General features: G+C 69.3%; 12 protein-coding genes and 1 tRNA gene. 6 read left to right on the forward strand and 7 right to left on the reverse strand.

Annotated features, from left to right (window positions below):
• On the forward strand, window positions 1-876 hold the full coding sequence (locus QF034_RS09900; protein WP_307174580.1) for an ABC transporter ATP-binding protein: 876 nt from the start codon (window positions 1-3) through the stop codon (window positions 874-876).
• Complete coding sequence (locus QF034_RS09905) at window positions 873-1,589, forward strand: ABC transporter ATP-binding protein (protein WP_307174581.1); 717 nt, start codon at window positions 873-875, stop codon at window positions 1,587-1,589. Before QF034_RS09900 ends, QF034_RS09905 begins: the two co-directional genes overlap by 4 nt.
• 79 nt (window positions 1,590-1,668) lie before the next feature.
• On the opposite strand, the gene QF034_RS09910 is transcribed toward QF034_RS09905, so the two are convergent.
• The gene (locus QF034_RS09910) at window positions 1,669-2,118 is read right to left on the reverse strand and encodes a MarR family winged helix-turn-helix transcriptional regulator (RefSeq protein WP_307174582.1); all 450 of its coding nucleotides are present in this window, start codon (window positions 2,116-2,118) and stop codon (window positions 1,669-1,671) included.
• A 52-nt stretch (window positions 2,119-2,170) separates the two neighbouring features.
• On the opposite strand from QF034_RS09910, the gene QF034_RS09915 reads away from it, so the two are divergent.
• On the forward strand, window positions 2,171-3,040 hold the full coding sequence (locus tag QF034_RS09915; protein ID WP_307174583.1) for an NmrA/HSCARG family protein: 870 nt from the start codon (window positions 2,171-2,173) through the stop codon (window positions 3,038-3,040).
• Between the two features lie 237 nt (window positions 3,041-3,277).
• Here the strand turns inward: QF034_RS09915 and QF034_RS09920 are convergent, their stop codons facing one another.
• Window positions 3,278-3,934, reverse strand: coding sequence for an ANTAR domain-containing response regulator (locus QF034_RS09920; RefSeq protein ID WP_037668151.1), 657 nt, complete (start codon window positions 3,932-3,934; stop codon window positions 3,278-3,280).
• 102 nt (window positions 3,935-4,036) lie between these two features.
• Here QF034_RS09920 and QF034_RS09925 point away from each other — a divergent pair.
• Together QF034_RS09925 and QF034_RS09930 are read left to right on the forward strand one after the other, a co-directional pair.
• Window positions 4,037-4,111 (forward strand) — tRNA-Leu (locus tag QF034_RS09925).
• A gap of 107 nt (window positions 4,112-4,218) precedes the next feature.
• The gene (locus QF034_RS09930; protein WP_307174584.1) at window positions 4,219-4,965 is read left to right on the forward strand and encodes a helix-turn-helix domain-containing protein; all 747 of its coding nucleotides are present in this window, start codon (window positions 4,219-4,221) and stop codon (window positions 4,963-4,965) included.
• Window positions 4,966-4,972: 7 nt separating this feature from the next.
• On the opposite strand, the gene pyk is transcribed toward QF034_RS09930, so the two are convergent.
• Together pyk and QF034_RS09940 are read right to left on the reverse strand one after the other, a co-directional pair.
• A complete protein-coding gene (pyk, locus tag QF034_RS09935; RefSeq protein WP_307174585.1) occupies window positions 4,973-6,409 on the reverse strand; it encodes a pyruvate kinase in 1,437 nt (478 codons plus the stop codon).
• A 159-nt stretch (window positions 6,410-6,568) separates the two neighbouring features.
• Window positions 6,569-7,288: an SIMPL domain-containing protein gene (locus QF034_RS09940; protein WP_307174586.1), complete on the reverse strand. Its 720-nt coding sequence runs from the start codon at window positions 7,286-7,288 to the stop codon at window positions 6,569-6,571.
• A gap of 163 nt (window positions 7,289-7,451) precedes the next feature.
• Here QF034_RS09940 and QF034_RS09945 point away from each other — a divergent pair, with 163 nt between their 5' ends.
• Window positions 7,452-9,248 carry a bifunctional metallophosphatase/5'-nucleotidase gene (locus QF034_RS09945; RefSeq protein WP_307174587.1) on the forward strand — a complete coding sequence of 599 codons (1,797 nt, stop codon included), beginning with the start codon at window positions 7,452-7,454 and terminating at the stop codon, window positions 9,246-9,248.
• Window positions 9,249-9,261: 13 nt separating this feature from the next.
• On the opposite strand, the gene QF034_RS09950 is transcribed toward QF034_RS09945, so the two are convergent.
• From QF034_RS09950 to QF034_RS09960, 3 genes are all read right to left on the reverse strand, one after another.
• Entirely contained in the window at window positions 9,262-10,674 is a 1,413-nt protein-coding gene (locus QF034_RS09950) for a lysine N(6)-hydroxylase/L-ornithine N(5)-oxygenase family protein (protein WP_307174588.1), read from the reverse strand.
• A complete protein-coding gene (locus tag QF034_RS09955; RefSeq protein ID WP_307174589.1) occupies window positions 10,671-12,077 on the reverse strand; it encodes a pyridoxal phosphate-dependent decarboxylase family protein in 1,407 nt (468 codons plus the stop codon). Before QF034_RS09955 ends, QF034_RS09950 begins: the two co-directional genes overlap by 4 nt.
• A gap of 162 nt (window positions 12,078-12,239) precedes the next feature.
• A complete protein-coding gene (locus tag QF034_RS09960) occupies window positions 12,240-13,073 on the reverse strand; it encodes an NAD(P)H-binding protein (RefSeq protein ID WP_307174590.1) in 834 nt (277 codons plus the stop codon).
• Between the last annotated feature and the right edge of the window lie 64 nt (window positions 13,074-13,137).

The following is a 13,137-nucleotide window of genomic DNA, read 5'->3' on the forward strand; positions in this document are numbered from 1 at the left end:
ATGACGACACCTGTACTCGAAGCACGCGACGTCACCATGCGCTTCGGCGGCCTCACCGCCGTCCGCTCCGTCGACTTCACGGTCAACGCCGGCGAGATCGTCGGACTCATCGGCCCCAACGGCGCCGGCAAGACGACCTTCTTCAACTGCCTGACCGGCCTCTACGTCCCGACGGAAGGCACGGTCTCCTACAAGGGCACCGTCCTGCCGCCCAAGCCCCACCTGGTCACCCAGGCCGGCATCGCCCGGACCTTCCAGAACATCCGCCTGTTCGCCAACATGACGGTCCTGGAAAACGTCCTCGTCGGCCGCCACACACGGACCAAGGAAGGCCTCTGGTCGGCCCTCCTGCGCGGCCCCGGCTTCAAGAAGGCCGAACGCGCCAGCGAGGAACGGGCCATGGAACTCCTGGAGTTCATCGGCCTCGCCCACAAGCGCGACCACCTCGCCCGCAACCTCCCCTACGGCGAACAGCGCAAACTGGAGATCGCACGCGCCCTGGCCAGCGAACCCGGCCTCCTCCTGCTCGACGAACCCACGGCAGGCATGAACCCCCAGGAGACGCGGGCGACCGAAGAACTGGTCTTCGCCATCCGCGACAAGGGCGTCGCCGTCCTCCTCATCGAGCACGACATGCGCTTCGTCTTCAACCTCAGCGACCGCGTCGCCGTCCTCGTCCAGGGCGAGAAGCTCGTCGAGGGCACCTCCGAAGTCGTCCAGGCCGACGAACGCGTCATCGCCGCCTACCTCGGAGAACCCTTCGAAGGCGACCCCGGACAGGCCGAAGCCGCAGAGGTCGAAGCAGCCGAAGCCGCGGCAGGAGCCGCCGCCGACGCACCCAGCACCGCCAGCAGCACCAAGGGAGAAGCCCAGTGACCGCACTCCTCGAAGTCGAGGACCTCCGGGTCTCCTACGGCAAGATCGAAGCCGTCAAAGGCATCTCCTTCAGCGTCGACGCCGGCCAGGTCGTCACCCTCATCGGCACCAACGGCGCCGGCAAGACGACCACCCTGCGCACACTGTCGGGTCTGCTCAAGCCGACGTCCGGGAAGATCGTCTTCGACGGCAAGCCGCTGAGCGGCATCCCCGCCCACAAGATCGTCGCCCTCGGCCTCGCCCACTCCCCCGAGGGCCGGCACATCTTCCCCCGCCTCACCATCGCGGAGAACCTCCAGCTCGGCGCGTTCCTCCGCAAGGACAAGGAAGGCATCGAGAAGGACATCCAGCGCGCCTACGACCTCTTCCCCATCCTCGGGGAACGCCGCAAGCAGGCCGCCGGAACCCTCTCCGGCGGCGAACAGCAGATGCTCGCCATGGGCCGCGCCCTGATGTCCCGGCCCAAGCTGCTCATGCTCGACGAACCCTCCATGGGCCTCTCCCCGATCATGATGCAGAAGATCATGGCGACGATCTCCGAGCTGAAGTCCCAGGGCACGACCATCCTGCTCGTCGAACAGAACGCCCAGGCGGCACTCTCCCTCGCCGACCAGGGCCACGTCATGGAGGTCGGCAACGTCGTCCTCTCCGGGACCGGGCAGGACCTGCTGCACGACGAGTCGGTACGCAAGGCGTACCTGGGCGAGGACTGACGTCCGGGCCGTACACGAAGAGGCCCGCGCAGAACGTTCGGCCGGCGTTTGCCGGCCGAGCGTTCTGCGTGGGCGGCGGTCATTCCTTGTCGCGCAGGCGGGCGATCTGCTGCCGGGAGAGTTCAACGGTGCGCTGCATGTGCCGGTACAACAGGGCGCGCTCGTCCTCGGTGTAGTCGGCGAACATCGCCCGCCATCCCTGGCTCAGCTCGGACCACAGCTCCATGAGATCCCGCATCGCCTCCGGGACAGGCTCCACCCGGACCCGGCGGCGGTCGGTCTTGTCACGGTGCCGGACAACGTAACCGGCCTTCTCGAGACGGTCGACCAGCCGGGTCGCCGATCCGCTGGTCAGACCGGTGAGCTCGGCGATCCGGCCGGTGGTGAACGGGCCGGGCTCGGCGGTCAGCAGATTGAGGCACTGGACGTCGGTGGGGTGCAGCTTGAGATGGTCCGCGACCGCCTGGTTGAACATGACGTACGAGGCCAGGTAGCGGCGGGACTCCTGCTGGAGATCGTCAATCAGCATGCACACCCCTAAATATCTGCGTAACGCAGTAACTGCGTTGTACGGTAACCGCATGACGAAGGAATCCTACCGGCCCGTGGTGGCCGTCGCCGGAGCGACCGGCGCCCAGGGCGGCGCGGCCGCCCGCTCGCTACTCGATCAGGGCTTCCAGGTCCGGGCCCTGACCCGCACTCCCGACTCGGCCGCCGCACACGCGCTGAGGGTCCTCGGCGCCGAGGTGCACGCGGCCGACTTCGACGACAGCGAGTCGCTGGAGGCCGCCCTGAAGGGCGCCGACGGATTGTTCGCGATGTCCACGCCGTTCGGCTCGGACCCGGAGACCGAGGTCCGCCAGGGCATCGACCTGCTGGAGGCCGCCCGCGGTGTCGGGCACATCGTGTTCACCTCGGCAGCGCACGCCGACCGCGGCACGGGCATTCCGCACTTCGAGAGCAAGTACCGCATCGAGCGGCACCTGCGAGGACTGGATGTGCCGTGGACGATCCTCGGCCCGGCCGCGTTCATGGACAACTACACGGTCGAGTGGTCGCTCGAGGGTCTGCGTGCAGGTCGGTTCGTGCTGCCGATGCCGGCCGACCGGCCGCTGACGCTGATTCCCGCGCGGGACATCGGCGCCTTCGCAGCCCATGTTCTTGCACGGCCGCAGGAGTTCGCGGGTCGGCGCATCGACATCGCTTCCGACAAGCTGACCTGCCTGGAGATCGCGGAAGCCCTGACCGGCGCATGCGGCCGGCCGATCGTCTTCGAGCGGCTGCCGATCGCCCACGTCGAGGCGTTCTCGGCCGATCTCGCCGCGATGTTCCGCTACTTCACCGAGGTCGGCCTCGATGTGGACGTGGACGCACTGCGGCGCGACTTTCCGGAGATCGGCTGGCAGCGCTTCGGCACCTGGGCGGCCGAGCGCACCTGGCCGGTCAGCTGATACCACGCGGTCAGCACATAGCCGGACTCAGGCCACGAGCAGTCTGCGCAGACCCTCGGCCGGGGCTTCCCAGCCGAGCGTTTCGCGTGGGGCGGCCGTTGATTCCGGCGGCGACAGCGGCCGGGTGATCACGGGTGTGGACGGACAGGCCGGTGCTCTTGGGAAGTTCCCTGAACTGGGGTGTTTCAACGACCACTGGAACGGAAGTGCAGGGGGCGGGCCTCTCGCTCTGCCCTCTCAGCCCTTGTTGGACTTCTTCTCCTCGGCGTCCTGGATGACCGCCTCCGCGACCTGCTGCATCGACATCCGCCGGTCCATCGACGTCTTCTGGATCCACCGGAACGCCGCCGGTTCCGTCAGCCCGTACTCCGTCTGGAGGATCGACTTGGCACGGTCCACCAGCTTGCGCGTCTCCAGCCGCAGCGTGAGGTCCGCGACCTCCTTCTCCAGCTCCTTCAGCTCCGTGAAACGCGAGACGGCCATCTCGATCGCCGGCACGACATCCGTCTTGCTGAACGGCTTCACCAGGTAGGCCATGGCACCGGCGTCCCGGGCCCGCTCCACCAGATCGCGCTGCGAGAACGCCGTCAGCATCAGCACCGGCGCGATGCTCTCCTCGGCGATCTTCTCGGCCGCGGAGATACCGTCCAGCTTCGGCATCTTCACATCCAGGATCACCAGGTCGGGCCGGTGCTCACGGGCCAGCTCCACCGCCTGCTCCCCGTCCCCGGCCTCACCGACGACGGTGTACCCCTCCTCCTCCAGCATCTCTTTGAGATCGAGCCGGATCAGGGCCTCGTCCTCGGCGATGACGACCCGCGTCGTCATCGGAGGCACGTGCGACTTGTCGTCTTCAGGCACGTCAACAGGCTGGGGCGACTCGGGGGCGCTCACGTGGGCTCCTTGGTAGGGGCAGGCCGGTACTGCTCCCAAGAGCGTACCTAGCTGCGGTATGGTGGTCAGGCGGAGGGTCGAGGTCAACCTTCGATTCACCGGGCCCCGGTAGCCCAATTGGCAGCAGGCAATGGATTCAAAACCCATACAGTGTCGGTTCGAGTCCGACCCGGGGCACTTTTCCTTCAATTCCAAGGTCACTGCTTACAAGCGGATGTCCACGTTCTCGTGAACATCCGCTTCTTTCTGCGTGTCGTCCTGATCACCGCCTCACAGTGGCCTTCATGTACGACATCAGTACACGCAAGCGAGCGCTCGCGCTGGTCGGTCAAGGCCGCAGCCTGAATTCCGTGAGCCGTGAGACAGGCATCTCGCGGGCCGCGATCCGCTCCTGGCAGGACCGCCTCGAGCCGCTGCCACGCTTGGCGCCTCCAGACCCCGGGCCCCCTGCCGACCATTGCGTTTACGCCTACTTACTGGGCCTTTACCTCGGCGATGGCTGCATCAGCGGCCACCCTCGCGGCGTCGGCTACTACCTGAGAATCGCGTGCGCGAACTCATGGCCCGGTCTGATCGACGCCTGCGAGAGCGCCATGCGCGCCATCAACCCAACCGGGCGTGCCAACCGCGTCCAGGCGCAGGGCTACGTCTCAGTGGTCAGCTACAGCAAGCACTGGCCGTACCTCTTCCCCCAGCACGGCCCCGGCAAGAAGCACGAGCGACGTATCGCACTCGAACCCTGGCAGCAGGCGATCGTCGACGCCCACCCTTGGGAGTTCATTCGCGGCCTCATCCACTCCGACGGCTGCCGGGTAACCAACTGGACCACTCGGCTCGTCGGCGGTGAACGGAAGCGCTACGAATATCCCCGGTACTTCTTCACGAACCGCTCAGCCGACATCATCCGACTCTTCACCACGACCCTCGACCAGGTCGGCGTCCTGTGGAAACAGGCAAACGCATGCAACGTCTCCATCGCCCGCAAAGCCTCCATAGCCCTCATGGACGCCCACGTAGGCCCCAAGTACTGACGGCGCCCTACTTCGGGCTGTCGTCCTCGCCGATGTGGTGGACTCGGACCATGTTCGTCGAGCCGGAGACGCCGGGGGGCGAGCCCGCCGTGATGACGACCGTGTCGCCCTTCTGGCAGCGGCCGTAGCGGAGCAGCAGTTCGTCGACCTGGTCGACCATCGCGTCCGTCGAGCCGACCTCCGGGCCGAGGAACGTCTCGACGCCCCAGGTGAGGCTGAGCTGGGAGCGGGTGGCCTGGTCGGGGGTGAAGGCGAGGAGGGGGATCGGGGAGCGGTAGCGGGAGAGGCGGCGGGCCGTGTCGCCGGATTGGGTGAAGGCGACCAGGAAGCGGGCGCCCAGGAAGTCGCCCATTTCCGCCGCCGCTCGGGCTACCGCGCCGCCCTGGGTGCGGGGTTTGTTGCGCTCGGTGAGGGGCGGGAGGCCCTTGGCGAGGATGTCTTCCTCCGCCGCTTCGACGATGCGGGCCATGGTGCTGACCGTTTCGATGGCGTGTCTGCCGACGCTGGTTTCGCCGGAGAGCATGACGGCGTCCGTGCCGTCGATGACCGCGTTGGCGACGTCGGAGGCTTCGGCTCGGGTCGGGCGGGCGTTGTCGATCATGGAGTCGAGCATTTGCGTGGCGACGATGACCGGTTTGGCGTTGCGTTTGGCCAGTTTGATCGCGCGTTTCTGGACGATGGGGACCTGTTCCAGTGGCATTTCGACGCCGAGGTCTCCGCGGGCGACCATGATGCCGTCGAACGCCGCGACGATGTCGTCGATGTTCTCGACGGCCTGGGGTTTTTCGACCTTGGCGATGACGGGGAGCCGGCGGCCTTCGTCGTCCATGATGCGGTGGACGTCCTGGATGTCGCGGCCGGTGCGGACGAAGGAGAGGGCGATGACGTCGGCGCCGGTGCGCAGGGCCCAGCGGAGGTCGGCCTCGTCCTTCTTGGACAGGGCGGGGACGGAGACGGCGACGCCGGGGAGGTTGAGGCCTTTGTGGTCGGAGATGACGCCGCCCTCGACGACGGTGGTGTGGACGCGGGGGCCGTCGACCTGGGTGACTTCGAGGCAGACCTTGCCGTCGTCGACGAGGATGCGTTCGCCGGGGGTGACGTCGTCGGCGAGGCCGGCGTAGGTGGTGCCGCAGATGGTGCGGTCGCCTTCGGTGCCTTCTTCGACGGTGATGGTGAAGGTGTCGCCGCGTTCGAGGAGTACGGGGCCTTCGGTGAAGCGGCCGAGGCGGATTTTCGGGCCTTGAAGGTCGGCGAGGACTCCGACGCTGCGGCCGGTTTCGTCGGCGGCTTTTCGTACCCGGTGGTAGCGCTCCTCGTGTTCGGCGTGTTCGCCGTGGCTGAGGTTGAGGCGGGCTACGTCCATTCCGGCGTCGACCAGGGCTTTGATCTGGTCGTAGGAGTCGGTGGCGGGGCCCAGTGTGCAGACGATTTTTGCTCGGCGCATGGTCTGAGCCTATGAGTTACCCACCGGTAGAGAATTGGTCGTGAGTGACTGCTCAACAGACTTTGCATGAAACGTTATTGACAAGTGTTGAATTGTGCGGCGGGGTGCTCCGATGAGCACCCCGGGGGAATTCGGTCGGGTTTTCGGAAAAGGGGCCGGCTAGAGCTCCGGTGGCACCATGGTGAAGCGGGCGTTGATCTGGGCGTGGACCCGTTGGCGCTGGGGTTCGAGGTCGAGGGGGGCCGCGGGGGTGTTCTCGGCGGCGGCGCCGTAGGCGGCGGAGCGGGCGCGGCCGGGGGCCTGGGGGTAGGCCGGGGGTGCGCTCTCGGCGCCGATGTCGGCGAGTTCGACCAGGGCGGAGAGGGTGGTGCCGAGTGCCTCGGCGTATTCGCGGGCGCGCTGGACGGCTCCTCGTACCGCTTTCTTGCGGGCTTCGCGGTGGGCGGGTGAGTCGGGGCGCAGGGACCACCAGGGGCCGTCGACGCGGGTGAGTTCGAGGTCGGCGAGTCGGGTGGTGAGTTCGCCGAGGGCGGTGAAGTCGGTGAGTTCGGCGGTGACGTGGACGGTGCCGTGGTAGGTGCGGACTCGTTCGCCTCGGCCGTGTTTGGTGAGTTCGGGGGTGATGGAGAAGGCGCCGGTCTCCAGGCGTTCGACGGCGTCTCCGTAGGACTTGACGAGGTCGAGGACGCCGGCGTTGCGGCGGGTGAGGTCGTCGAGGGCGGAGCGGCGGTCGCGGCCGCGGGCGGCGACGGTGATGCCTATGCGGGCGATCTCGGGGTCGACTTCGAGGCGGGCTTCACCGCGGACGGCGATGCGGGGGGCGTCGGGCGTGCCGTAGGGGACGGCGGGCTGGGAGGCGTCTGACGTGGGGGCGGTCATACGCCCCACTCTGTCACGTCTTTCCTGGCCAAAGGCGTGGAGCCGGTGGGACGAGTCATCAGATCGCAACCTGGGGGGACTGTTGCGTTCGGTCATGTCCGGGTCAGAATCTACGCGCGTTATCTACGCGCGTCGTTCACAGATTCCGCGAGGGGTGCCAGACATGCCGTTGAACCGCCGGAAGTTCCTGGGGAAGTCCGCCGTGACCGGGGCGGGGGTGGCGCTGGCCGGTGCGGTCGGGTCGCCGGGTGCGCAGGCGGCCGAGGTGAAGCGCGGCGCCAAGCGGTACGCCTTCACCGTGCTGGGGACGACGGACCTGCACGGCAACGTCTTCAACTGGGACTACTTCACGGACAAGGAGTTCGACGACAAGGACCACAACGACGTCGGGCTCGCCAAGGTCTCGACCCTGGTGAACCGCGTCCGTGCGGAGAAGGGCCGCCGCAACACGCTGCTGATCGACGCGGGCGACACCATCCAGGGCACGCAGTTGTCGTACTACTACGCGAAGGTCGACCCGATCACGGCCGAGGGCGGCCCGGTGCACCCGATGGCGCAGGCCATGAACGCCATGGGCTATGACGCGGCGGCGCTCGGCAACCACGAGTTCAACTACGGCATCCCGGTGCTGCGGAAGTTCGAGCAGCAGTGCCGTTTCCCGTTGCTGGGTGCGAACGCGCTGGACGCGAAGACGCTGCGGCCCGCGTTCGCGCCCTACAGCATGCACCGGCTGCGTACGCCGTGCGGGCGGGACGTGAAGGTGGCGGTGCTGGGTCTGACGAATCCGGGCATCGCGATCTGGGACAAGGCGAACGTGCAGGGGAAGATGACGTTCCCGGGTCTGGAGGAGCAGGCGGCGAAGTGGGTGCCGAAGCTGCGGTCGATGGGCGCGGACGTCGTCATCGTGTCGGCGCACAGTGGTTCGTCGGGGACGTCGTCCTACGGTGACCAGCTGCCGTACGTCGAGAACGCAGCCGCTCTGGTGGCCGAGCAGGTGCCGGGCATCGACGCGATCCTGGTGGGGCACGCGCACACGGAGATCCCCGAGTACTTCGTCACCAACAAGGAGACCGGCAAGCGGGTCGTGCTGTCGGAGCCTCTCAAGTGGGGTCAGCGGCTGACGCTCTTCGACTTCGAGCTGGTGTGGGCCAAGGGCCGCTGGACGGTGGAGAAGGTGGGCGCGCGGGTGCTGAACTCCAACACGGTGGAGGAGGACCCGAAGATCACGAAGCTGCTCATGGACGAGCACGAGAAGGTCGTGGCGTACGTCAACCAGGTCATCGGCACGAACGCGGCGGAGATGACGTCGGCGGAGGCGCCGTACAAGGACGTGCCGATCATCGATCTGATCAACCACATCCAGGCGGACACGGTGAAGCAGGCCCTGGCGGGCACGGAGCACGCCGCGCTGCCGGTGCTGTCGCAGGCGGCGTGCTTCTCGCGGTCCGCCCGGATCCCGGCGGGTGAGGTGACGATCCGGGACGTGGCGGGTCTGTACGTCTTCGAGAACACGCTGGAGGCGCGTCTGATGACGGGTGCGCAGATGAAGGCGTACCTGGAGTTCTCGGCGAACTACTACGTGCAGACGGCGCCGGACGCTCCGGTGGATCCGGCGAAGCTGACGAACGCGAACGGCACGCCGGACTACAACTACGACGTGGTGAGCGGGCTGTCGTACGAGATCGACATCGCGAAGCCGGCCGGTTCGCGGGTGACGGACGTGCGGTTCGAGGGGCGGCCGCTCGCGGACGACGCGCAGTTCGTGTTCGCGGTGAACAACTACCGGGCCAACGGGGGCGGCAACTTCCCGCATGTGGCCGCCGCCCCGGTGCTGTGGTCGAACTCGGAGGAGATCCGCAACACCATGATCGCCTGGGTGAAGGCGAAGGGGTCCATCGATCCGGCCGGGTTCGCGGCGGTGGACTGGAAGCTCACGCGGAACGGCACGCCCGTCTTCTGAGCCGCGTGTTTCATCACCTTCGGTCGTCGACGAGTGGGGTGAGTGCCGGTGCCTCGCGGGGCGGCGGGACCTGTCGGCGCTGGGTGAGGCCGAAGGTGGTGAAGGCGGTGCGGCGCGGGAGCGCGTAGGCCTCCCTGCCCGTCAGGGAGTTGAGGATGATCGCGCTGCGCCAGGCGGCGAGGCCGAGGTCCGGGGTGCCGACGCCGTGTGTGTGGGTCTCGGCGTTCTGGACGTACACCGTGCCGGTGACGGACGGGTCGAGGACGAGGCGGTAGTCCTCGTCGATGCGCGGACGCTCCCGGCTGTCGCGGCGCATGTAGGGGTCGAGGCCGGCGAGGATGCGGTCGAGGGGGCGTTCGCGGTAGCCGGTGGCGAGGACGACTGCGTCGGTGGTGAGGCGGGAGCGGCTGTCCTGCGGGCCGTGTTCGAGGTGCAGTTCGACCTTGGTCGTGGCGACGCGGCCGGCGGTGCGCACGCGGACGCCGGGGGTGAGGACGGCGTCGGGCCAGCCGCCGTGCAGGGTGCGGCGGTACAGCTCCTCGTGGATGGCGGCGATGGTGGCGGCGTCGATGCCCTGGTGCAGTTGCCACTGGCCGGCGACGAGCCGGTCGCGGGCGGATTCGGGCAGGGCGTGGAAGTAGCGGGTGTGGTCGGGGGTGAAGTGCTCCAGGCCGAGCTTGGAGTACTCCATGGGGGCGAAGGCCTCGGTGCGGCCCAGCCAGTGGAGCTTCTCGCGTCCGGCGGGCCTGGCCCGCAGCAGGTCGAGGAAGATCTCGGCGCCGGTCTGTCCGATGCCCACGACGGTGACGTGCTCGGCGGCGAGGAGCGCGGCGCGGTGGTGGAGGTAGTCGGCGGCGTGCACGACGGGTACGCCGGGGGCTTCGACGAGGGGCTTGAGGGGGTCGGGGACGTAGGGTTCGGTGCCGATGCCGAGGACGACGTTGCGCGCGTAGGTGCGGCCGAGGGCCTCGGCTTCTCCGTCGAGGTCGAGCTGGGTGAAGTCGACCTCGAAGAGGTCCTGTTCGGGGTTCCAGCGGACGGCGTCGACCTGGTGGCCGAAGTGCAGCGCCGGGAGGTTGTCGCAGACCCAGCGGCAGTAGGCGTCGTACTCGGCGCGCTGGATGTGGAAGCGCTCGGCGAAGTAGAAGGGGAACAGGCGTTCGCGGGACCTGAGGTAGTTGAGGAAGGTCCAGGGGCTGGTGGGGTCGGCGAGGCTCACCAGGTCGGCGAGGAACGGCACTTGGATCGTGGCGCCTTCGATGAGCAGGCCGGAGTGCCAGCCGAAGGCGGGGCGCTGCTCGTAGAAGGCGGTGTCGAGTGTGCCGAGCGGGTGGGCGAGCGCGGCGAGGGACAGGTTGAACGGGCCGATGCCGATGCCGACCAGGTCGCGGGGGGCGTCGGGGCCGGGGGTCTGTGCGGGGTTCATCGGGGGGTGTGTCCTTCCACGAGTGTCGCTGGCCGCGCTGTCACGAGGTGCAGTAGCGCGGCCAGGTCGGCGGGCCCGGTGGCGGGGTTGAGGAGGGTGGCCTTGAGCCAGAGCCGGCCGTCGAGGCGGGCCCGGCCGAGGACGGCGCGGCCGTCGGTGAGGAGCGCGCGGCGTACGGCGGCGACGGTGTCGTCGGTGGCGCCCGCGGGCCGGAAGAGGACCGTGCTGATGGAAGGCCGGGCGTGGAGTTCGAGGCCGGGGTGCTCGTCGACGAGGACGGCGAACTCGCGGGCCCGGGCGCAGACGCGGTCGACGAGCGTGCCGAGGCCGCTGCGGCCGAGGGTCTTGAGGGTGACGGCGAGTTTGAGGACGTCGGGGCGGCGGGTGGTGCGCAGGGACCGGCCGAGCAGGTCCGGCAGGCCTGCTTCGGTGTCGTCGGCGGCGTTGAGGTAGTCGGCGCGGTGCCGCAGGGCGGTGAGGTCGCGCCGGTCCTTGACGGCCAACAGGCCGGCGGCGACCGGCTGCCAGCCGAGTTTGTGCAGGTCGAGGGTGACGGTGTCGGCGGCGTCGAGCCCGGTGAGCCGGGTGCGGTGGCGGTCGCTGAAGAGGAGGCCTCCGCCGTAGGCGGCGTCGATATGCAGCCGGGCGCCGTGGGCCGCGCAGGCGGCGGCGATCTCGGGCAGGGGGTCGATGAGTCCGGCGTCGGTGGTGCCGGCGGTGGCGGCGACGAGCAGGGGGCCGGGCAGGCGGGAGAGGGCCTCGTCGAGGGCGGCGGGGTGGAGCGTGCCGGCCGGGGCGGGTACGACGACGGGGTCGGGCAGTCCGAGCAGCCAGGCGGCTCGCGGGAGCGAGTGGTGGGCGTTCGCTCCGCACACGAGCCGCACGGAGTGGCCGTACGCCTCTCGTGCGAGGAGGAGGGCGAGCTGGTTGGACTCGGTGCCGCCGGTGGTGATCAGGGAGTCGGGGGCCGTGCCCGGGGCTGTGCCGGGCCCGTAGATCTCGGTGGCCAGTGCCCCCGCGACGAGTGTCTCCAGTTCCGATGCCGCCGGGGCCTGGTCCCAGGAGTCGAGGGAGGGGTTGAGGGCGGAGGCGGCGAGGTCGGCTGCTGCGGCGATGGCCAGGGGCGGGCAGTGGAGGTGGGCGGCGCACAGGGGGTGTGCCGGGTCGGCGGCGCCTTCGACGAAGGCGCGGATGAGGGTGCGCGGGGCGTGCGGGTCGCCCTGGTCGGGGAGCACCTCCCCCACCGCCTGGCGCAGGCGCGCCGCGACCGCCTCCGGCCCGCCCGCCGGCAGCGGTCCGCCGCGGGCCCGGGCGCCGGCGTCCAGTGCCTGGAGCACGGTGTCGAGCAGCGGCCGCAGGGCGCGCGGGCCTTCGGGGCCTGAGGCGAGGGGTGACGTGCGCATGGGCGTTCCTCCGGGAGCGGGGCGACGCGCCCGAATAGCCCAACGACCGGACCCGTACGGAGGTACTTCCTTACGGGAAACCTGATGGAGGTACTTCCGTACGGGAGGACCGGACGGAGGTACTTCCGTCCGGGGGAACCCGTGAAAGGGTTCCGGACCGTCTCAGCCCTTGAAGTCGTCCACGTGGTCCTCGGCCCAGACCGCGAAGGGGCGGGCCGGCCTGCCGGTGATCTCCCCTACCGTGCCGGTGATTTCCGGTGGTGTGCCGACCGATGCGGCGAAGGTGTCCAGCAGGGCCTGGAGCATGCCCGGCGGGACGTGCGGGAACAGTTCGGGGCCCGCCTCGTCCGGTGAGATCTCGGTGAAGCGCAGCTCGCGGCCGAGGGCCCGGCCGATCGCCGCGACCTGCCCGGCGTTGGTGATCGCCTCGGGCCCGGTGAGGCGGTGGGCCGCGCCCTCGTGGCCGTCGTCGAGGAGGGCGCGTTCGGCGACGGCGGCGATGTCGTCCTCGTGGATGGGGGCGGACTGCCCGTCGGCGAAGATGCCCCGGACGGTGTCGCCGCTGCGGATCTGCGGGGCCCACTGGAAGGCGTTGGCGGCGAACGCGTTGGGGCGCAGGAAGGTCCACTCCAGGCCGCTGTCGCGGACCTGCTGCTCGGCGGTGGCGTGCATGACGTGGATGGGGTGGGTCTCGTCGGCGCCCGAGCCGATGATCCCGGAGGACAGCAGGACCACGTGACGCACTCCGGCGGCACGGGCCGCGTCCAGGAGGGCGGCCGTACGGTCGCCGCCCGCCTGGACGTACAGGAACAGCTTGGTGGCGCCGTCGAACTGGGCGGCCGGCTCGTCGAGGCTGAGCCGTACCGTCTCGGTGCCCGCGGGCAGGCGGGCGCGCTCCGGGTCGCGGGTGAGCGCCCGCACGGGCTGTCCGGCGGCGGCGAGGCGTTCGACCAGGGCACGGCCGACGTTTCCGGTGGGACCGGTCACTGCTATCACGAAGGGCTCCTCGGGCTTGATCGTCCTTGTCCGCCCGAGGCTATGAAGGGCGACCGGCCCGCCG

This window comes from Streptomyces africanus (assembly GCF_030816955.1).
In the GTDB taxonomy this organism is placed as follows: Bacteria; Actinomycetota; Actinomycetes; order Streptomycetales; family Streptomycetaceae; genus Streptomyces; species Streptomyces africanus.